The sequence below is a fragment of the Halosimplex rubrum genome (assembly GCF_013415885.1).
In the GTDB taxonomy this organism is placed as follows: domain Archaea; phylum Halobacteriota; class Halobacteria; order Halobacteriales; family Haloarculaceae; genus Halosimplex; species Halosimplex rubrum.
Window position 1 is genome coordinate 3,163,909 of the sequence record NZ_CP058910.1, and the last position, 19,237, is coordinate 3,183,145.

Annotated in this window: 26 protein-coding genes and 1 tRNA gene; 6 read left to right on the top strand and 21 right to left on the bottom strand. The window is 65.6% G+C overall.

What is annotated here, in order from left to right:
- Positions 1–152: 152 nt before the first annotated feature.
- From HZS55_RS15910 to HZS55_RS15985, 17 genes are all read right to left on the bottom strand, one after another.
- A complete protein-coding gene (locus HZS55_RS15910; RefSeq protein WP_179908561.1) occupies positions 153–2,147 on the bottom strand; it encodes a phage portal protein in 1,995 nt (664 codons plus the stop codon).
- Positions 2,144–3,484, bottom strand: a complete 1,341-nt coding sequence (locus tag HZS55_RS15915; protein WP_179908562.1) for a hypothetical protein — start codon at positions 3,482–3,484, stop codon at positions 2,144–2,146. Before HZS55_RS15915 ends, HZS55_RS15910 begins: the two co-directional genes overlap by 4 nt.
- Positions 3,485–3,487: 3 nt before the next feature.
- The gene (locus HZS55_RS15920) at positions 3,488–4,000 is read right to left on the bottom strand and encodes a helix-turn-helix domain-containing protein (protein WP_179908563.1); all 513 of its coding nucleotides are present in this window, start codon (positions 3,998–4,000) and stop codon (positions 3,488–3,490) included.
- Positions 3,997–4,167: a hypothetical protein gene (locus HZS55_RS15925; RefSeq protein WP_179908564.1), complete on the bottom strand. Its 171-nt coding sequence runs from the start codon at positions 4,165–4,167 to the stop codon at positions 3,997–3,999. The genes HZS55_RS15920 and HZS55_RS15925 overlap by 4 nt, the downstream gene beginning before the upstream one ends.
- Entirely contained in the window at positions 4,164–4,436 is a 273-nt protein-coding gene (locus tag HZS55_RS15930) for a hypothetical protein (RefSeq protein ID WP_179908565.1), read from the bottom strand. The genes HZS55_RS15925 and HZS55_RS15930 overlap by 4 nt, the downstream gene beginning before the upstream one ends.
- 2 nt (positions 4,437–4,438) lie before the next feature.
- Positions 4,439–4,699 (bottom strand): hypothetical protein, encoded by a 261-nt coding sequence (locus HZS55_RS15935; protein WP_179908566.1) that lies wholly within the window; start codon positions 4,697–4,699, stop codon positions 4,439–4,441.
- A 340-nt stretch (positions 4,700–5,039) separates the two neighbouring features.
- Positions 5,040–5,150 (bottom strand): DUF7563 family protein, encoded by a 111-nt coding sequence (locus tag HZS55_RS23125; RefSeq protein ID WP_449405176.1) that lies wholly within the window; start codon positions 5,148–5,150, stop codon positions 5,040–5,042.
- A complete protein-coding gene (locus HZS55_RS15940; protein WP_179908567.1) occupies positions 5,137–5,307 on the bottom strand; it encodes a hypothetical protein in 171 nt (56 codons plus the stop codon). The genes HZS55_RS23125 and HZS55_RS15940 overlap by 14 nt, the downstream gene beginning before the upstream one ends.
- Before the next feature lie 21 nt (positions 5,308–5,328).
- Positions 5,329–5,967: an HNH endonuclease gene (locus HZS55_RS15945; RefSeq protein WP_179908568.1), complete on the bottom strand. Its 639-nt coding sequence runs from the start codon at positions 5,965–5,967 to the stop codon at positions 5,329–5,331.
- 66 nt (positions 5,968–6,033) lie between these two features.
- On the bottom strand, positions 6,034–6,654 hold the full coding sequence (locus tag HZS55_RS15950; RefSeq protein ID WP_179908569.1) for a hypothetical protein: 621 nt from the start codon (positions 6,652–6,654) through the stop codon (positions 6,034–6,036).
- A 126-nt stretch (positions 6,655–6,780) separates the two neighbouring features.
- Complete coding sequence (locus HZS55_RS15955; protein WP_179908570.1) at positions 6,781–7,029, bottom strand: MarR family transcriptional regulator; 249 nt, start codon at positions 7,027–7,029, stop codon at positions 6,781–6,783.
- Positions 7,026–7,394: a hypothetical protein gene (locus tag HZS55_RS15960; RefSeq protein WP_179908571.1), complete on the bottom strand. Its 369-nt coding sequence runs from the start codon at positions 7,392–7,394 to the stop codon at positions 7,026–7,028. The genes HZS55_RS15955 and HZS55_RS15960 overlap by 4 nt, the downstream gene beginning before the upstream one ends.
- Positions 7,391–8,548, bottom strand: a complete 1,158-nt coding sequence (locus HZS55_RS15965; protein ID WP_179908572.1) for a DNA-methyltransferase — start codon at positions 8,546–8,548, stop codon at positions 7,391–7,393. The genes HZS55_RS15960 and HZS55_RS15965 overlap by 4 nt, the downstream gene beginning before the upstream one ends.
- 108 nt (positions 8,549–8,656) lie before the next feature.
- The gene (locus tag HZS55_RS15970) at positions 8,657–8,875 is read right to left on the bottom strand and encodes a hypothetical protein (RefSeq protein WP_179908573.1); all 219 of its coding nucleotides are present in this window, start codon (positions 8,873–8,875) and stop codon (positions 8,657–8,659) included.
- A 20-nt stretch (positions 8,876–8,895) separates the two neighbouring features.
- The gene (locus tag HZS55_RS15975) at positions 8,896–10,995 is read right to left on the bottom strand and encodes a minichromosome maintenance protein MCM (protein WP_179908574.1); all 2,100 of its coding nucleotides are present in this window, start codon (positions 10,993–10,995) and stop codon (positions 8,896–8,898) included.
- Between the two features lie 189 nt (positions 10,996–11,184).
- Positions 11,185–11,703 carry a hypothetical protein gene (locus HZS55_RS15980; RefSeq protein ID WP_179908575.1) on the bottom strand — a complete coding sequence of 173 codons (519 nt, stop codon included), beginning with the start codon at positions 11,701–11,703 and terminating at the stop codon, positions 11,185–11,187.
- Complete coding sequence (locus tag HZS55_RS15985; RefSeq protein WP_179907690.1) at positions 11,696–11,854, bottom strand: hypothetical protein; 159 nt, start codon at positions 11,852–11,854, stop codon at positions 11,696–11,698. Before HZS55_RS15985 ends, HZS55_RS15980 begins: the two co-directional genes overlap by 8 nt.
- A gap of 208 nt (positions 11,855–12,062) precedes the next feature.
- Here HZS55_RS15985 and HZS55_RS15990 point away from each other — a divergent pair, with 208 nt between their 5' ends.
- Positions 12,063–12,389 carry a Sec-independent protein translocase subunit TatA/TatB gene (locus tag HZS55_RS15990; RefSeq protein ID WP_179908576.1) on the top strand — a complete coding sequence of 109 codons (327 nt, stop codon included), beginning with the start codon at positions 12,063–12,065 and terminating at the stop codon, positions 12,387–12,389.
- 77 nt (positions 12,390–12,466) lie between these two features.
- Positions 12,467–12,539: transfer RNA gene (locus HZS55_RS15995), tRNA-Arg, on the top strand.
- Positions 12,540–13,615: 1,076 nt separating this feature from the next.
- Here the strand turns inward: HZS55_RS15995 and HZS55_RS16000 are convergent.
- A complete protein-coding gene (locus tag HZS55_RS16000) occupies positions 13,616–14,095 on the bottom strand; it encodes a hypothetical protein (RefSeq protein ID WP_179908577.1) in 480 nt (159 codons plus the stop codon).
- Positions 14,096–14,207: 112 nt separating this feature from the next.
- On the opposite strand from HZS55_RS16000, the gene HZS55_RS16005 reads away from it, so the two are divergent.
- The 3 genes from HZS55_RS16005 to HZS55_RS16015 all read left to right on the top strand — a co-directional run bounded on the left by HZS55_RS16005 (position 14,208) and on the right by HZS55_RS16015 (position 15,484).
- Complete coding sequence (locus HZS55_RS16005; RefSeq protein ID WP_179908578.1) at positions 14,208–14,483, top strand: ribbon-helix-helix domain-containing protein; 276 nt, start codon at positions 14,208–14,210, stop codon at positions 14,481–14,483.
- The gene (locus tag HZS55_RS16010; protein ID WP_179908579.1) at positions 14,476–14,739 is read left to right on the top strand and encodes a type II toxin-antitoxin system RelE family toxin; all 264 of its coding nucleotides are present in this window, start codon (positions 14,476–14,478) and stop codon (positions 14,737–14,739) included. Before HZS55_RS16005 ends, HZS55_RS16010 begins: the two co-directional genes overlap by 8 nt.
- A 298-nt stretch (positions 14,740–15,037) precedes the next feature.
- Positions 15,038–15,484 (top strand): hypothetical protein, encoded by a 447-nt coding sequence (locus HZS55_RS16015; protein WP_179908580.1) that lies wholly within the window; start codon positions 15,038–15,040, stop codon positions 15,482–15,484.
- Positions 15,485–15,490: 6 nt separating this feature from the next.
- Here the strand turns inward: HZS55_RS16015 and HZS55_RS16020 are convergent, their stop codons facing one another.
- From HZS55_RS16020 to HZS55_RS16030, 3 genes are all read right to left on the bottom strand, one after another.
- Positions 15,491–16,849: a cytochrome P450 gene (locus HZS55_RS16020; RefSeq protein ID WP_179908581.1), complete on the bottom strand. Its 1,359-nt coding sequence runs from the start codon at positions 16,847–16,849 to the stop codon at positions 15,491–15,493.
- 231 nt (positions 16,850–17,080) lie between these two features.
- On the bottom strand, positions 17,081–17,359 hold the full coding sequence (locus tag HZS55_RS16025; RefSeq protein ID WP_179908582.1) for a UPF0058 family protein: 279 nt from the start codon (positions 17,357–17,359) through the stop codon (positions 17,081–17,083).
- 66 nt (positions 17,360–17,425) lie between these two features.
- Positions 17,426–17,644, bottom strand: a complete 219-nt coding sequence (locus HZS55_RS16030; protein ID WP_006884454.1) for a ribbon-helix-helix domain-containing protein — start codon at positions 17,642–17,644, stop codon at positions 17,426–17,428.
- Between the two features lie 229 nt (positions 17,645–17,873).
- On the opposite strand from HZS55_RS16030, the gene HZS55_RS16035 reads away from it, so the two are divergent.
- Positions 17,874–19,220 carry an isochorismate synthase gene (locus HZS55_RS16035; protein WP_179908583.1) on the top strand — a complete coding sequence of 449 codons (1,347 nt, stop codon included), beginning with the start codon at positions 17,874–17,876 and terminating at the stop codon, positions 19,218–19,220.
- The last annotated feature ends 17 nt before the right edge of the window (positions 19,221–19,237 follow it).

The following is a 19,237-nucleotide window of genomic DNA, read 5'->3' on the forward strand; positions in this document are numbered from 1 at the left end:
GGCGTCCTTGGTCTTGTCGAGCTCCTTGGCACGACCGGTTCCGAGGACGCCACGCTTCTCGCCACGGTTGTTGTTACTCATGTGTTCGGTGTGCCCGGTCGTGCCTCGCGCGGGGAGCCGGGGACTCCCGCGGTCATCGGCGAACGCGTTAGTCAGATATCGCTCGGGATGTCGTCGGGGACCTCCTCCGGATCCGGCGCCGGGCCCTCCGGGAGGCGGTCGTGGAAGTTCGTGATCTCGATGTAGGGATACTCCAGCCGAATGTTGTCGTAGTGGTAGCCGCCGGCGCTGCCCGCGCTGGTGAGAGCTGCCCACTCCGTCGGCGGGATATCGACGTACGCGTACAGCGACGACTGTGCCTCGCCGCTCTCGCGGAGGAACGAGAGGTATAGCTCCTGCGTGTCGTAGTCGTAGAGCCCCTCGTCGAGGTTGCTCGAATCGAACTGCGTCTGTTCGATCGAGTCCTTCGTCGCGAGGTCCGCCTCAACATCCGCCCAGCTGCGCTCGTCGATCTTGTTGTCCTCGGGCGGGAGGTAGTCCGGTCGTGACTGCTCGACGCCGTCGCCACCCCCACCGCCGAAGCCGCTGGCCGGGTCGGCGCCGACGTTCGCGAGGAGCGTCTGCCCGTCGACGGGATGGTCGTCGGAGAGTGGCTCCTCGCCGATCATCTCCAGCGCCCGGTTGACCGGGATCGCCCCGCGGACGGCCTGGATCTTCCGGCGGGCGATATCGGCGTCCTCCTTCGGAGCGTCGGCGCCGCGCAGCTCGTACTCGATCGTCCAGTCGGTGACGCCGAGCGCCACCTGGTGGATCGTCTGGTAGAGTCGCTCGGCAAACTTGTGCTGTTCCGGCTCGACCACGTTCTTCGCGAAGTCGCGCACCTGCTCCTGGGAGTTCGACCGGTTCGACGTCTCCGTGACGCCGATGAGGATCGGCGGCACCTCGTGGACCTTCGCGATCTCGTGTTCGTTTTTCCGCCGGAACTCCCGGAAGTCCATCTCCTCGCTGATGCCCTGGCCCAGCGGCTCCAGTTCGATCTCGACATCCTCGTCGAGCTGTTGCTGGAACTTCTCGACCTCCAGGACGACCGCCCGATGGGACTCCGCGCGAAGCCCGTTGAGCATCTGGTCGAGGTCGTTTCGGGACTCCTCGCTGAGTTCGCCGCCGGTGACCTTGACGACGAGCCGCGGGATCGTGTCGTTCTGGAAAAAGTCGAGGTTGTAGCTCTTTGCGGCCTCGTCGCCGGCCATCGTCCGGATGGCACTGACCCAGTCGGGGATCCCGTAGTCCTGCTCGTTCGGGAAAGGGTTGCGGACGAAGATGAGCTCGTTCGCCGGCTCGTTTTCGAGTGCTTCCGCCGAGCCCGCCGCGACGTCGCCCGTCTCGCGGTCGACGAAGATGGGCTGCTCGTCCGCGCCCTCTGCGGGCATGTTGTAACGTACCTCTGGCGGGCCGTCGCCATCGCCACCGACGATGTCGACCTCGACGCCACGGTACCGGTCGCCGAACTCGCCGAAGTACCGACGCCGCCCGTCACGCTTCTGCACGTACCCCCGACTCGCGAGCCGGGCGTCCTCGCCACCGACGAAGGCACCCGTCTCGGGGTGTCGGGGCTGGTCGTAGCGGGACTGTGGCCGGCGGACGCGCACTGTCGGCGCCGGGACGTGCGCGAGCCCGACGGGGCGTCCCTCGTTGTCGGTGAGGACTTCGAGAGCGAGCCACCCCTCGCCGTGGTAGTCCTGCCGCGCGAGCTCCTTTACCTCCTCGGGCGTGGTCGGCTCGGAGGACTGGTTCGGCCCGGTGAGCCACTTGGAGTCACGACCGCGCCAGAACGCCTTGGCGACAGCCCGCTGCTGGTCGTCGGCCTCGTCAGCGTCGAGGCCCTGCGCCGGGACGATGTCGAAGCCGAAGCCGACCTCCCAGCGCGACTTCTTGCGGACCGCGGTCGCGTGGGTCTCGTTGCGTTCGAGGAACGACGCGAGCCGGTATGGATCGTACGGCGGCTTGACCCCGACGTTGAGCGACCGGACGCGTCGCGACGGGAGCTGGGTGCTCGTGTCTGCCTTCGAGAGCGAGCCCTCGCCGCCGATACCCTCGACCGATAGCTCGAACGTCTCCGTGACGTCATCAGTGGTGTCAGAACTCATAGGTAGCTCACTCCGCTGTCGTCATCGTCGCCGGCGTTGAGGTCGGTCGGCGTGTGCGTGAACAGCGCGTACCGGAGCGCGTCGAGAGCGTGGTCCGTCGCCGCCGACTTCCCGACGTGCTCCTCTTTGTACGAAAGAAACTCCTGGACCAGATCCGAGCAGCGGCCGGCCACGAGCAGGCCGGGGCGGCCCTCGCTGTCGGTCTGCAGCCGGTCGCGGACGTGGTCTATCCCGCCGTCGAGGGACTTTTCGGCCTTGACCGCCGGCCAGCCGCCGGCGCGGAACTGCTGGATGTGCGCCGGTTCGTGCTCGCAGTAGACGTAGCCCTTGGGACGACCGTCCATCCACGCCGCCCGGTCTTCGAGGACGTCGTCGGGGTCGACTACCTCGGCCAACCGGGACTCGGACGCGTAGAAGTGGTCCCAGACGACGTACTGGCCGGCGTGCGTGCGCCGGATGTCGACCACCACACGCGGGTCGTCCCACCCGGCGTCGTAGCCGTAGATGGCGTGGTCCTCGACGAGTCGGTCGGCGATCGCGTCGGCGTCGACGACGTGCGTTTGCCGTGAGAAATCGCCGTAGACCAGCCCCTCCGCCGCGGCGAAACCGCCGTGGAGGCCCTGCTCTTCGCGAGCGGTGCCCTGGAACTGGTTCTTGATCTTCTCCAGGCCATCCTCGGGCAGCAGTGTGTTGTGCTCGGTCGACGCGACGATGACCTTCATCTGGTCGGCCCACGGAAGCGGCTCGTCGTCCTTGTTGACCTGGCGCTCGGTGACGTCGTAGAACTGGTTGTAGCCGTTGCCCGTCGACGTCCACAGCGTCGTGTTCGGCCCGGCCTCGGTCCGCTGGCGCGTGACGAGCATCTCGTGGAGCTTGTAGAGGTCCGTGTTGTCGTAGTGGGCGACCTCGTCGCACCAGATGCGGTGGAACTCCCCGCCGGCGTACCGGTTCCACTTGTCCGCGCTTCCGAGGCGGACCTTGTGCCCGGTGATGTACGTGACCCGGTTCTCGTTGGCGTTGTAGCCGGCGACGATCGGGCTGTTCTCCGGGTCGCCCTCGGCGTCGTCGGGGACGGTGTTCTCGCCGGGGAGCGTCTCCCAGTAGACCTTGAACGTCGTGCCGCGCCCCTTCTGGAAGTCCTGGGCCATGACAAGCGACTCGCCGTGGTCCAGCTGGAGGGCGCCGCGGTGGACCCACTGGGCGCCGGTGATGGACTTGCCGCCACCGTAGCCCGTCCGGAAGACGACGAGGTCGTTCTCGGCGGCTTCGAGCGTGTCGCGGACCTCGGCCTGGTAGTCGGTCCACTTCCAGTCGACGGTGATGGTGTCGGCGCTCATGTGTCAGTCCTCGGAGTGGGGTGTCTCGACGACCGTCTCGCTGACCTCGACTTGGACGGGTCCGCCGCCCTCGCCGGTGACCTCCCGCTGCTCGGTCTTCTTGTAGTCGAACGACGACGCCAGCAGGAACTTCGCCATGCTCGTGTCGACCTCGTCGTCGTGGAGTCCGCCCCGGACCAGCTCCGACTCGCCGGTTCTACGCGCGCGCCTGAAGGCTCGGAAAAACTCCCGCACCTCGCCGTCCTCGTCCTCGAACGTCGGGTTCTGCTCCAGCCAGTTCGAGAGCGTCCCGTCGCCGACGCCGGCGGCGCGTTCGCACCCGGCTTTGCTCAGGCCTTCGCGGGCGGCTTCGACGGCGTCCCGGGCGCGCTCGTCCGTGAACTTCGAGGGACGGCCGCCGTCGTCGGTGTCCGTACACTCGGTGTGGATCCCGCACTTGCCGTCGTCGTACTTCGGGGTGTACTCGCACGGGTCCCCGTCGTTCTTGGTTTCGCCGCAGATCTCGTCGTCGGTCATCCGAGTAGTGCCTCCTCGATGATGAGGCGGGCGTGGCGCATCCCGGCCGCGTAGTCGCCGGTCTGGTCGCCGGCCTCGACGTCGGCCTGCTCCAGCGCCCGCCGGATCTCCGCGTCGGAGTAGCCGGCGTCGGCGGGCTCGCGCTCAGGGTGCTCGGCGGTGGTCATGTGACGAGGGTGGTCACGACGAGCCCGAGGAGGAACAGCCCGAGCGCGTACCAGGGCTCCCGGCGGATGTCTTCGAGTCGGCCGACCGACCCGAGCTTCGCGCCGAGCGCGACGAACGCGAACAGGCCGGCGAGCTCGTACGAGCCGGTCTTCGCGACGACCACGCCGACGGCCAGCCCGACGGTCGCCGCGTGGATCTCCCGGAGCGTCGAGAACGGGCCGTCGCGCTCGGTCTCGGACTCGTCGGTGCTGGAGGGGATCAGCGACATGGTCAGGCCTCGGCGTCGTTGATCAGGTACTCCAGCGCCTCGGGGCCGGAGATGATGATGGCGACGAGCGCGAACGCCGCCAGCGGCGGGGCGCCCAGACGCATCGCGTAGATCCCGGCGGCGGCGCCGACCAGTTGCGTCACGGCCTTGATCAGTTTGTAGGTCTTGAGCGTCATCCCGACGTGACTCCTCAGGTAGCTGTCCAGCGTCTCGTTACAGTCTCGGAGCTCTTGCTTGAGCGATGGGCTGTTCGAGGTCGCCATAGGGTCATCCAGAAAAGTCGGCGTCCGGGAATCGAACCCGGGCACGCACGCCGGACCGTCCCAGGTTGTCCCCGGGCTTGCAGGTCCGACGCCGCTCACCAGTCGCCGACAGATGCGGCCGGAATGGGCTGGGATGGCAGTGAGAGTCGATGTATCCCACGTCAGGGGAACGGAACTGCCTGACAGCAACTACAGCGAAAGCGTCCGCCGCGGTCGTATGCGTCCTCGACGACGAGTCGAGTGTTGGTGGCCGCTCGTGAGCCTCGCACCTGGAGTGGTACGCCCCTCGGCGTCTCGACGTGCTGTCCCTACCCAGGACAGGCGTCATCGGGGCTCCGTGCTACCGGATCGACCGCTCGCAGGACGGGCACGACGCGTTCCCGGCGTTGTCCGACATGACGCGCTCGTACTCGCCGGAGATCCAGGCGCCGCACTCGCTACAGGTCGGCATGGAGGTCATCCTCCTCGACGCGGTAGCGCGAGCCGTCGACATCGACGATGAGGTCGTCGCGGGGACCAGTCCCGTAGTCCGCCGTGGGCTCGCGGTCGACGACCGTCCCCACGACGGTCTGTCCGAGGATGGTCGTCACGACCTGCTGGGTGCTCATGGTCGTAGAAGAGCCGCGGTGTTACTGGACGCTCGCGTGGACCGATTCACCGACTGCTTGCCGAAATACTTCGCGATCATTTGCTCGTAGTCCGCTTGTTTTGAGGTCTCGAACGGTGTCGTAGAGCACATCTTCATCGAACGGGATGTCCCTCTCTTTGAGCCGGTCGATGAGAGTGTGGGTTCGGTCGATAGCTCCCTGTATCGAGAACGTCTCTTTCTTCTTCCTGCCATCTTCAACGCCACAACCAGGACATCGCGGCGAGTTTGTGAACCTCGCGTGGCAGTTCCTGCAGATATTCGGCGAAAACCAGACGACGCGGTCGTAGAGGACTTCGGGAATTTTCTCCAGCATCAACCGATCGACCGTATCGGTTACCAGTTCCGAGACGACTTCCCGGACAAGCAGCCCCGGCTCGGCTTCTGCGAGTCGGGGGCGTTCGTCCCGACCCTCCCACTTCCCGTGGCAGTACTTGCAGAGGACGACGAGATTCTCCACGTAGTGGGCGTCCGATTGGGTGTCGAACTCCCGGACAGGTTTGATGTGGTGTACGTGAAGGTCTTCCTCCGCACCACAGTCCTGACACCGTCTGTTATCGCGGGCGAGTGCAGCGCGGCGAGCTGCCGTCCATTCCTCACCAGAATACGCACCCCGAGCCATATCTACACCTCGGGGTAGAGGTACTTTAAACTCCGAAAACCGGGGTGAAAGTGGTCCGCTGCGTGCTCATGACTGGAGTGCAAAGCCGACAGCACGCCCCCAGTCGGCCGCCTCGGGATCGTCGCCGACGTCCTCGACCAGTTGCGTGGCGTCGATAGTCTTGTCGTGCTGGCCTTCGCGACCGAGCAGCGCGAGGATGTCACAGAGCCGCCGGGCGGCCGCCGGTGTCGACGTGATGCCCTCGCGCCGGAGGTAGTCGTCGCGGTGGTCCGTGGTCCCGCAGGAACAGACCGTCCCGGAGACGACGACGCCACCCGACGGGGCGCGGTCGCCGGCCTCCTCGTCGGTGACGATGTGGCCGTCCTGGCGCTCGCCCAGCTCGCCGTGCTCGGTGAGGTGCTCGTAGCCGATGATGCAGTCTGTGAGCGTGTCGGCGATGGCGTCGTGGTCGACCGGCCCGACGATGAGCGTCTTCTCGACGCGCTCGATCTCCTTGACCTGCCGGAAGCAGTTGTGACAGAAGCGGTGGTCGCGCTGGATGTGCTCGATGAGGTTCCGGCCGGTCACGAGGTTCGCGCACTGCTGGGAACAGTACGAGCCTTCGACAGCCCGGCCCTCGGGGAACGTTTGGCCGCACCCGTCCCGATCACAGTCGTATCGCTCGCGCTGGGTGGTTGTTACGGACATGGCTGGTGAAAACAGCAGCTACGGAGGCCCGGCGCTCTCAACGCCGTGCCACGAACCCGGTGAAGGTGTAGGCTAAACTCCACTCGCTGACCGTAAAAAGCGTGATATACCGGCATTTTCCACGGCTCAGGGGGAGGGGGTCGACAGGTCGTACAGCGACTGGCGGGCGTCGTGGATGTTCGGGCGCTTCTCGACGACGCCCGCGTCGACGAGGTCCGACAGTCGCATCCGGGCCGTCCGCCGCGCGACCCCGGTCATCTCGACGAGTTCGTCCTGGGTGCAGGGCCCGCGCCGGCGAAGCGCCAAGTACAGCAGCTTCTCCGTCGGCGTCGCGTCGAGGACGTACTCGTCGTGGATGAGGTGCTGCCCAGTCATCGTTTCCCCGGGAGTCCCGTGTCCTCCCGCACCTCCCGGATGGCGCGGTTCGCCGATTCGAGACGCTGCTGGTCCCCCCGCTCGGCCCAGTACACCGCGACCCCGCGGAGGTCCGGCTTCGTGGCCAGCGTCAGCCGCTCGCGGCCCTCGCCGTCGGTCCACCGGTAGAGGTCGTCGTTCTCGACGGCCGCGCGGACCGAGCGTTCGACGCCGTCGACCGGGAGGTTCGCATGGGCACAGAGGATCAGTCGGATCTGGTAGGGCCGGCAGCCCGGGTGTTGGGCGCCGCCCGTGTTCAACGCGACCGTTCGGAGGACGCGGTGGTATCGTTCCTTCCGGTCGGCGCGGGTTTCCTCGTCAGTCACTCGCACCCCTCCGATTGATCAGTCCCCGTGTCTACTGATCGGCCGTTTCCTCCGTCGGTCCGTGCAAAGTAGTCCTCGAGCCCCGACTGGTCATCGTCGCCGCGGACGTGCGACGGGTCGATGGGCGAGAGCCCGCACCGGACGCGGGCAACGTCCGCCCACCTCGGGTCCTGCTCGATCCCGACCCACTCGCGGTCGAGTTCCTTCGCCGCTTGGCAGGTCGTCCCGGTCCCACAGAACGGGTCGACGACGACCTGTCCCTCTCGAGAGACCAGCGTGACCAGCCACTCCATCAGGTCCATAGGCTTGACCGTCGGATGACCGTTGTCGATCTGGCCGTTCAGCGTCCGCTCTGCTTCCGTAGCCTTGCTCGTGTAGAAGTACCGCGACGGGCCGCCAGAACTGGTCTCGACCCGTTCGCCGAGGTCTTCCTGACCGGTGGCCGAGCCGAACACGCGGTCGGAGCCGATTCCGTTGCGCTTCGCCGGCGTCCCGCCTGCGGAGAGCTCGCCGATCTCGGCGTCCAGGTCGTTGGCGACCGGTTCATCGAAGACGGCGTTTGAAGGGTAGCGGCCTTCCGTGGTCGTTCCTGAAGCCTTCCCGCTACTCTGGAGTGAGTTGTCCTCCGCGGCGTCCAACGAGTTCCGGTCGGTCTCACCATCTTCTTGCGTGCGCTTCGGCCGCTCTTCTCCAGCGACGCGGCATGCGTCGATGTTCAGGTAGGCCGTGCCGTGCTCCTCGAAGCAGTCGGCCGCCGACCCATCGAAGGGGCGACGGGCGAGGACGACGAACTCCGTCGCCGGCTTGAGGAACATGTCCGTGTACTTCGGGAAGCCGTTCCCGTAGTGCCACGTGACGGTGTCGCGGATCTCAAAGGCGGCATCCTCGACACCGCTAAACAGGCGGTGATGGGTCCGATTCGACGAGAAGGCGAGAAGGTGCCCGCCGGGTTTGAGGACGCGGTAGGCCTCCTCTGCCCACTGGCGGCACCAGTCCTGGTATTCCTCGGCGGAGAAGCGATCCCAGTCTCGGCCCATGAAGGCGAGCCCGTACGGCGGGTCTGTGACGACCGCGTGGGCGGACGCCTCCGGGAGCTCGGGCAGCTCCTCGAGGGCGTCGCCACAGATGATCCGTCCAGTGCCATCCTCAGACATCGTCATCACCCTCCTCGTCGTCAAGGTAGTCGTCCATCGTCGGCAGGTCTTCATCCTCTTCGGACCAGTCTATCGGCCGGTTTCCGTAGGGGGCACGCTGCCACCCAATCACGCCGACTCACCCCCCTCAGACAGCGTCCGAGCCCACACGTCCGAGTCGTACCAGAGGCACTCGGGGCAGTCCATCCACGTCGCTATGGGATGTCCGCAGTTCGGGCAGACGTAGTAGTCCCGCGTGACCTCTCCCTCGATGGAGTCGTCGTGCGTCTCCGAGCCGTCGTAGTCGAGCGTGTCGACGCACACCGCAGGTCGATCAGTGCCGCTCACGGACCGATCACTCGCCATCGTCAGTACCCCCCGATGTACTTCAGCGAGCCCGGGCCAGAGGGTTCGATCGCCCGCCCGTTGTCCAGCAGCGCCTGGATGTCCTGTTCGACGCGCGCCGCCTCGTGGCCGTCCTCGGTCATGGCCTCGACGACCGCCTCGCGGGGCGCCTCGCCACCGTGGTCTGCCTGCTTGGCCTGGAGCACGTCGACCAGCTGCTTCTTGCGGTCGCGCTGGGTCTTCGACTCGCCCGACTCGCTGATGTCCGCGTCGAGCGTGCCGTCCTCGGTCTTCTGGTAGTCCTGGAGAGACTGGCCGACCAGCTCCATCGCCTGCTCGGCGTGGCGGTCGGTGATGACCGGCGAGAACTCCAGTTTTGCGTGAGCGCGGGCGACCCGCTCAACGCCGGGCAGCTTCCGGAACGTCACCGGCACCTCGGCGTCCTCGGCATAGCCGTTCGCTCCGCGGAGCGTCACGAAGCTGTCTCGGAGCTTCTCGCGAACGGCGTCACTCTCGTAGACGGGGTCGGGCTGGCGGTTCGCCAGCGCCAGCCAGACCTGTAGCGTGTCGTCGTCGACGGGTTGGGCGATGGCCTCCTGCTGGGCCTCGGGGATCTCCTCGCCGCGGTGCTCGCGGACCTTCGCGTCGCGGTACTGCGTGACGTGGTCGCCGACCGCCTCGTCGTTGTCCTGGTCGGGCCGGTCTTTGAACGTGAACACGAGGTCGAACCGCGACAGGAGGTTCGAGTCGAACCCGAACTGTTCGTCGAGCGGCTCGTACGGGTCGAACCGGGAATACTTCGGGTTCGCCGCGGCCATCACCGCGGTCTGAGTCGACAGCGTCGCGTTGATCCCTGCCTTCGAGACGTTCACCTGCTGATTAGCCATCGGCTCAAGCATGGCCTTCCGGTCCTCCGGCGCCATGTCGTCGAGTTCGTCGATCGTGACGACGCCCTCGTTGGCTTTGACGAACGCCCCCGGGGAGAGCGTCCACCGACCGTCGGAGAACTCGCCCTGCGTCGCCGTCGAGACCAACCCCGCCGACGAGGACTGCTGCCCACTGACGGCGATCGCCCGCACGGCCACGTCGTTCGCCCGGTTGATGAGGATGGACTTGGATGTCGACGGGTCGCCGATGAGCAGGACGTGGAACTTCCCGCGAATGTCTGGCGTGTTCGTCGCGCCGCCGATGAGCGCGAGGATGAGCGCCTTCTTCTCGGTGAGGTAGCCGTACACCTCCGTCGCGAACGACTCCGCGGCGACCGTCAGCGGGTCGCCCTCCGCGCCGTTGGCCAGCTCGTCGACGCGGGCTTTCGTGTCCGCGTCGATGTCGAGGTCGGCCTGCGTCGCCTCCTCGATCTCGATGTGGTGGCCCTCCAGGTAGGGTTCGAACTTCCCGGTGCCCTTGTTGCGCCCTTCGGTCTGCTGGTTGAGGTGGAGCACGCCCGAGACGGCGATGCGGTCGCCCATCTCGACGCGGTCGGTAAGGTCGCCCTCGACGAACACCTGCAGCGTCCGGCCGGTGCCGGTCGCGACCTCCGGCGGCGTCTGCAGCTGGATCGTCTCGCCGTCGACGAACTCCGACTGGTCGAAGTTGACGCGGAACGGGCCCTGCCGCTCGCACCCCTGGCACTCGTGTGGCTCCTGGAAGTCGCCGTCCGTCTGCGGGATGTGGGTGAGCGTCCCGCAGCGCTTGCACTCGAAGGCCGCCCGCTCGATCTTCGAGTAGGTGTCCGTCGAGACGAGGACGTCACCGCGGATCGTCCGGTACTCGCCGGCCTCCGCCGTCGGGGAGAACTCCCCCGGGAAGTGCGTCTTATCGTCCGGGAGGTTGTGGACGCGGGCGTGCGCCTGTCCGAGATTGACGTCGACCGGGAGGTCGTACAGCCGGAGGGCTTCCTCGGCGTACTCGCGCATCTCCTCGGGATTGGCGAGGTAGTCGTCCCTGAAGTCCGGGTCGAACCGATAGAGGTCGTCGTGGTCGATGTTCAGCGCCGTCTGTTCTTGCGGGTAGTGCTGGGCGAGCGTCCCGATCTCCTCGCGATAGTAGTCGCGATAGAGCTCGAGGAACAGGTCGACCAGTTCCGTTGTCTCCGCCGCGTGATCTGAGTTCGTGGTTGTCATCGTGATGTGGATCCGCCGTCCGTTTTTTCCTCGGAATAAAGCGATTCCGAGCCCTTCCCGCTCGAAACGCACCAGTGCGAGCCGTGCCGAGCCGAGATTCCCGCAGCTACCGAAACCGTACTAACACAACCGCACTTGCACTAACTGCAACTCAGTACAACGGCGGTGGGATACCGCGGACGTAGTCGGTCATCCTGAGCGGCCCTCCCCCGAGGTCGTTTTATTCCGAGGAAAAAACGCCGCGCCACGTTTTGCGCGGTCGGCGTTCACGGCCAGGTGGCGGGTGCTCCCGTCGGGATCGCGGACCGCGAACCCGGGCGTCCCGTCCTCCATGTCCTCCTGTTCGGCCTCGGTCTCGCCGGCGGCGCGGCGCATCAACTTGTAGCAGTGGTTCGCGCCGGGCTCGCCGTCGAACACCTCCCACATGATGTCGTCGTAGGTGAGGCGCGTCCGGCCGTGGCCGTCGCTCGCGCGCTCGAAGCCGTGCTCGCGGACTCTGCCTATCTTCTCGTCGAGCGTGAGCGAGTCGTACTCGCGATCGGCGTCCTCCTCCGAGACGCGAAGCTTGAGCGCGGTGAGGTCCTCGACGGCGTCGTCGAGGTCGGCCTCGAGCTCGTCGATGCGGGTTTCCTGTTCGCCGACCTTCGCGAGCGCTCGCTGGGCGACCTGGATGGCGTCCTCCGCCGTCACGTCGACGCCGTCAGACATCGCGGACCACCTCGTGGCCGTTCACGTCGTCCTCGCAGACGACGCGCTCGCCGTACTCGGGATGGTCGATCACTTTCGCCGCGGGGTCGGTGCAGCCCAGGCAGCCGCACGTCGGGCCGTCAGACGTCGATATCCACTCGAAGACGCTCATGCCGCGACCCCCTGCGCTTCGGCTGGAGAGGATCCTATCGCGACATGTGGTTCACCGAACCCGGACGCGCCGCCAGACCCAAGTTCGCCGGGCTCGATGCCGCATTCACGCGACTTCTGCGGGCAGGGATGAAGCGGCGTCGTACCTTCTTGGGACACTGTGCAGGCCAAAAAGGTTATAATTGGCGTCGAGTAAGCGTCGGGTAGAGATGATGGACACACTCATCCCCCTGTTCCCGGTCGGGGGCATGCCGGGCGGGACGGAACTGATCGTGATCCTGTTGATCGCCGTGCTGCTGTTCGGCGCCAACAAGATCCCGAAACTCGCGCGGTCGACCGGCCAGGCCATGGGCGAGTTCCAGAAGGGCCGCGAGCAGGTCGAAGCGGAGCTCGAGGAGATGAAAGAGGGCGCGACCGTCGACGACGACGGCAACATCGTCGACGAGGACGGCGAGATCCTCAAGACCGAGGCCGAGCGCGAGACCGAGGCCTCCATCGACTCCTCGGACTCCTCTTCCTCGTCGTCCAGCAACTGACGAGCCCGTTCTCCCCGCTCTCTCACGCCGGTGAGCAACAGCAAGGTTCTTTCTCCCGGCGGTCGCTGTCCCCGGTAGGGCGTGTGGCCTAGGGGACAGGGCGAGGGGTTCCTAACCCCTCGATCGCGGGTTCGAATCCCGCCACGCCCGTGCAGCGAACGTAGTGAGCGAACCGGAACGGGATTCGAACCCTGGAAGTCGCAGCGGCCGAGCGGAGCGAGGCCGACCGTCTTCCTCCGGTTCGAATCCCGCCACGCCCGTGGAAACGCAAATCCGCCGGACGGCAGCGGAATCTGTCACGATTCGACCCCGATACGGCGCTGTCGATTTCGTTCAGTCGCTGAACGTGGGCTGGCGTGTCCTGTGATCCGCGCGCTTCGATAGCCGAACGCTTTGGGCGTAATCAATCGGTCATTGACCGGGCTGCTGTGCCATTTTACACCCAGCAAATCGAGCTCCCTCATCACTGCACTCAAACTGGATCAGGGTACAGAAACTCGGTTCCCCTGTGCTACGCTATCTGTCGAAGTGATCAGTGTAGGGAGCGCACAGATCGGTAGCGGTGACCCGGTTTCTGGCGGACCGATGGGCGACTCGGGCGATTTCATATTCTTGTATGGGGGGGAAGTTCATCACCGGCGGAGTGTCGACCACGTCGACGACGTATACAGAGCCGATAAGCGCCTCCAACCGCCTTCTGGTAGAAGGCTCTGCACTCGACCAGATCACTAACATCTCCTCGCTATATGTCTCCTACACGACGCTGCTGAAGAACCCTCAAACGAGCGATGGCGCGTATATCCGACTCCGCGATGAGACTGATGACCAGGCGCTGACCGAAACTGAAGTCTCAGGTAGCTTCGTCAGAACCTCGTCTCCGAAACAAGAGGTTTCTTTCTCACAAACGAATATTTTCACGTTTGAGTTGAAGTGCGATGAAGGTGAATCGAGAGTCGAGCAAGGGCCATTCCTTCAGGTGTGGGGGAAATCCAGTGACCTGCTATTGGGACCCCTCGGGGACGAAGATGGACGTTTACGACCACGAGGGTAGTCTCGTAGCCGAGAACATCGAATTCGACGGGTCGTGATCTGGTGACTATCCCAATGAGGTCCTCGATATTCTGTACGACCACAAAGACGGGACGTCACCGTCTTCACACAACCAAGAGCTGCTGTTCTGTCTCGCCGCTGAGCCGATCGAGCGGGGAACGCCGCCCGCGTGGCCCTTAGAGAAGAGTCCCAATTAGCTGAATCAGAAATCCCGAGGCAAGAAGGATCCACCCCCAAAATCGGTAACGTTCCTCCATATATTCTTGGACTGAGTCACCAATATGACCCAGACCGACAGGAAGTAGCTCTTCGCCCTCTTTGCCTTCAACTATAAGAAGGGTATGTGTCGATAAATCCATACCCTCATCATCCCAATACACCCTTTCAACTTCATTGAAGTAAATGTCACTTAGATTAGATTGTTTTTCTTGTAATATCGGCCAAAGGGTTCCCAGTTTCTTTTTTAATACCTCCTCATCCTCAGTCTGCCCACCCTTTTCGTAGAAGGACAACATTGCCCGATGATACCTGCGCGCAAACGGTGTTATACTTCTTATCCGGTATTGAAACGTTTGATTAAAATCAGGAACTACAACTGCCAGTGCGCCGATAGCGTCAATAAATAGCCCTACCGCAACAACTGGCTCACCAGACATAGTGAGTGGAAAAACAGTTCAATAATGTTGTAGCTTCTGGTCAGTCTTGCAGACTCACTGATCAGATTTCGGGGTGCGAAGACTTTTGTGTGATACAGGTGTATCACAACCAATGAGTACTGATACCGACGCCGGAGACGACCGGATGGAGAAGATCAACGTTCGGGTTCCGGAATCGCTACTGACGCGGATCGACGAAGAGTGGGAGCGGCGTGGGTACTCCAGCAAGTCCGAAGCTATCAGGGACGCGCTCCGGGACTGGGTGAATCCACCGGCGACGCTCTCCGAAGACACGCTCGAAGACTTGGAAGAAAGCAGCGAACAGGCAGAAGAAGGCGAGACAGTGACCGCCGAAGAGGCACGCGAGCGGCTGGGTCTGGATGACTGAAGTCGAGTACACTGAGAAAGCTATCGATCACCTGGAAAATCTCGATTCGCAGGTCGCCGACCGCGTCATGAACAAGGTAGACGAGGCAACGGACTGGACAGAGCATCGTCTCGAACCGCTCTCGGGCTATCCGTACTACAAACTCCGGGCCGGAGATTATCGCGCCGTCATCACGTGGGACCGCAGTGACGACCTCCTCCGCGTCGAGGCCGTCGGCCACCGCCGGAACATTTACGACCGTCATCTCCCACCGTGACGGCGATGCTGATCGAACTGGGGACGGCGAGCAACGGAAGAACCGGTCTTTTAGACACCTGAATTCGACCGTCTCACGGCCGAAAGAACGGTCCGTTCGATCGTTGAGCGAAAGCCCGCCACGCCCGTTCTGCGAGGAGCGGACGCGACGAGCGAACGGGCCCTGAGATTCGAACCCTGGAAGTCGCGCGCAGCGAAGCGAACGAGCAGAGGAAGCGAGTGGGGACGCTCCCGACCGAAGTACTCGGAACGTGTCGCCGGCACAAGGTTTACCCCGAGCGGCCGACGACCGGTAATAGATGGATCACGAGCGCACACCCTCGGACGAAACGCGCGACTTCGGCGGCCTGCTCGTCGCGTTCGTGCTCGTGGGCGTTCCGATCGGGAGTACTGCGGCAGCCGTCGCCGGCCCTGCGGGCTCTCCGTTCGGGCTGTCGATGACCGAGACGATTCTGGTGGCCGCTGCCGTCCTGATAGCGCTCGCTGAAGCCACGGGACATCGGCCCGACGCGCTCCAGTCGGTCGCGTTTTTCGTCGCCTTCGCGGTCATCCAGTTCCCGGCGCTGCTGGTCGTCGAACTCCTCTTCGGGGGCGTGCTGCCGTCGTCGCTCGACCACCTGTGCGCACTGGTCGGTGCGTACGTGCTCGCCATCCGCTTGGGTCCCATCGAAACGGCGCGCCGGTTCCGGGCGGGGCTGGAACGGCTGACGTGGATCCCCGACCGAGAATACCCGGAACGCCGCTGAGGCGACTCACGCCCGCTCGTGGACGCGCATCTGCACGGGATTTCGCGGCCGGGCGGTGATGGTCGCGACCAGATCGAGTTCGGGCGAGGAGACGAGTTCGAGGTGATAGCGCTGGAGCAGCGTCGCCAGCACCACTTTCGCCTCCAGCATGGCGAATCGGTCGCCGACGCAGCGGCGCGGCCCGGCCGAGAACGGGAAGTAGGCGAGCCGGGGCAGTTCCTCGCGCATCTCGTCGGTCCACCGATCCGGGCGGAAGGCCATCGGGTCGTCATAGAATCGAGGGTCGCGGTGGACCGACCACTGGTTGATCGAGACGGTGGCGCCCTCGGGGATGGTGTATCCCGCGATCTCGTCGCGGGCGGTCGCCTCGCGGACGATACCGGGGACCGGCGGGTACAGGCGCATCGACTCCTCGACGACCGTGTCCAGGTAGGGCAACTCCCGGACCTGCTCGACCGTCGGCGGGTCGCCGCCCAGGGTCTCGTCGAGTTCGTCGAGGAGGCGTCGCTCCACTTCGGGGTGCTGGGCGAGCAGGAAGAAGGTGTACGTCAGCGCGAGCGCGGTGGTCTCGTGGCCCGCCAGGAGCAGCGTCATCACCTCGTCGCGGATCTGGTCGCGGGACATCCCGCGACCCGTCTCGTCCTCGACGGCGAGCATCCGCGAGACCACGTCGTCGCCGGGGTCGCGCGCCCGCTCGTCGACGATGCGGTAGACCACGTCCTCCAGGTCGTCGACGGCCCGTCGGAGACGGATCTTCCCGGGCGTCGGCACGTCGACGGGGAGCACGTCCGCCGAGACCCCCTCCTGGTAGTTCATCACGACCTCCAGCGAGTCGGCGACGGTGTCCACGTCGCGGCCCACGTCGACGCCGAACAGCGCGTCGGCGACGATCGCCAGCGTGAGTTCCATCATATCGTCGTTCACGTCGCGGACGCTCCCGTCGCGCCACCGGACGGCCGTCTCCTCCGTGCGCTCGACCATCGTCTCGGCGTACTCGGCGATGCGGTCGGGCTCGAACGCGGGGCCGATGAGACGGCGCTGGCGGCGCCAGAACTCCCCCTCGCTGTTGAGCAGGCCGTTCCCGAGGACGGGCCCGAGCGACTCCTGGAACAGCTCGCCCTTGACGTAGTTCTGGTTGTTCTGCACGAGGACGTGTTCGATACCCTCGGGGCTGTTCACCTGGTAGAACGGCGTGCCGAGCACCTCGTAGTGGGCCAGATCGCCGTACTCGCGGGCGAGTCGCTCGACGAACCCGTACGGGTCCCTGGTGTACTCGACGAGGCTCCCGACGACGGGTTTGCCGCTCGGTCCTGGCGGGCGAACTACCTCGGTCTCGGTTCCGCTCTCGCTCGTGGATTCGGCCATGGTCGTGTTACGAGCGCGACAGCAAAACCGCTTACCCGCTCGCGGCGCCGACGGTCGGCCCGGAGCGCGGATTCGACAGACCGGGCGACCGTCCGCGGAGCCGTCCGTCGAGGTCGGGAAACCGAACGGTCGACTACTCGCGGTGAGGTAGGGAAAGCGGTCGCGACGAGAAGAGCGGACGGACTCCTGAAAGCGACGAACTCCGGCGGTCGGGCGAGCGGTCTCGACCGATTACAGCTTCTTCTCGGCGTCCTCGGCGAGTTCCTTCATGCGCTTGCCGACGCGGCCGGCGTCGGAGAACTCGTCTTCGCTCATGGCGGTGGCGAGGGCGTTGCCGAGGACGAACACGGCGTGTTTGTGCTCGCTCTTGGACTTGTGGACGTCTTCCGGGGTCACGTCGAGTTCCTCGTAGGCGTCGAACAGCGTGGCGTCGACGTCTTCCAGGCCGGCGAAGTAGTCTTTGATCGTGAGCATCTGCGCGTGGAGTTCGAGGAGTTCGTCCTTGTGCATGGGCGTCCCTATGGGAACCGCCGATTTAACAATTGTCCGTCAGAGGGTCACACGCGAATCGCGGGGTCAGAAAACGTACTCGTCCTCGTGGCCCATCATCCCGTCGTCCTCGTAGCCGCCGGCCTCGTCGTCGTCGTCCATCGGACCGCTCGTCTTGTACGCTTTCAGCCCCGTCGAGAGCAGGTCCTCGATGGCTTCCTCTCGATTGAGGAACTCACCCTGCTCGACGAGCTGGGTGATACGCATCTCGAGGTGTTCGGGGATCGTGAGATCTACCTTGGGCATCGGATCGGTCGTTAGTTCGGGAAGGGGGTATTTAACTTTGGCGGGGGTGGAAACCGAATCGATCACCGCACAGCGGTCGAATCGGTCGCTCCGTTCCCCCGGCGCGGGCCGACACCTCGTCGGGCCGAGCGATCGCCGTCTCGCCGGGTCGACGCGCTTCCGTCTGTGGTTCCGGCGGCGCGGTCCGAAGTAGTTAGGCTGAAAGGCGTACGGTCCTAAGCGCCTGGAGATGGAACCTCTCCGTGGTGACGAGTCGTCGGTCGAACCCGACGAGACGACCATCGCGACGCGCGGACGCGAGGTCGACGGCGTCGCGGTCGGGACCGTGCTGGGCGAACTCCCGCGACCGACGGTCGCCTGGTCGGCCGAGGGCCGGCGAGTCGCCGCCGGCGGGTCGGTGGCGACGATCGCCACCGACGGCCCGGACCGCTTCGACCACGTCCGGCGGGCCGGCGAAGCGCTGTTCGCCGGCCGCGCCGTCGAATCCGACCTCCCGCGGGCCGCCCGGCCGCGGCTGTTCGGCGGCTTCGCGTTCCACGCGGGCGACAAGGACGAGGGTCGGTCGCCGTGGGACGGCTTCCCCGACGCGCAGTTCGTGCTCCCGGCCGTCCAGGTCGTCCGGACCGACGACGGCTCGACCTGGGTCGTCGCGACGGCGACCGGCCCGGCGGCGGCGACCGAAGCCGAAGCCCGGCTCGACGAGTGGGTCGACCGAGTCGAGACGCTCGACGACACGCTCCCGGAAGACGGTCCGGGGATCGAACGCCGCACGTTCACACCCGACGACGCCGGCTGGCGCCGCCAGGTCGAGGCCGCCGTCGAGCGCATCCGCAGCGGGACGCTCCGGAAGGTCGTGCTCGCGGGGGCGCTGACGGTCGACCTGCGCGACGAGCTGTCCGTCCCGTCGGTGTACGAGCGCCTCTCGGAGACGTACCCCGACTGCTTCCGCTTCCTCGTCGCCCCCGAAGACGGGGGACAGTTCTTCGGCGCGACGCCCGAGCGACTGGTCAGCAGGGACGGTCGGACCGTCAGGACGGAGGCGCTGGCCGGCTCGACCGGCCGGGGCGACACCCCCGAAGAGGACGAGTGGCTCGCCAGCGAACTCCAGGGCAGCGAGAAGGACCGCCACGAGCACGACCTGGTCGTCGAGGCGATCAAGACGCAGCTCGACCCCTACGCCACCTCGATATCGACGGGCGACCGGACGGTGCGACGGCTCGCGACGGTCCAGCACCTCCAGACGCCGGTGACGGCCGAACTCGCGGAGGACGACCACGTCCTCTCGCTGGTCGAGGCGCTGCACCCGACGCCGGCCGTCGGCGGGCTCCCGCCGGACGAGGCCCTGGAGACGATCAAGGAAACGGAGGCGTTCGACCGCGGCTGGTACGCCTCGCCGGTGGGCTGGTTCGACGCCGAGGGCGACGGTACGTTCGCCGTCGCCATCCGCTCGGCGGTCGCGACCGAGCGGCGGGCGACGCTGTTCGCCGGCAACGGTATCGTCGGCGACAGCGACCCCGACCGCGAGTGGGACGAGGTCCAGCTGAAGTACCGCCCCGTGCTGGACGCGCTCGAATGACCGGGGCCGTGATCGGG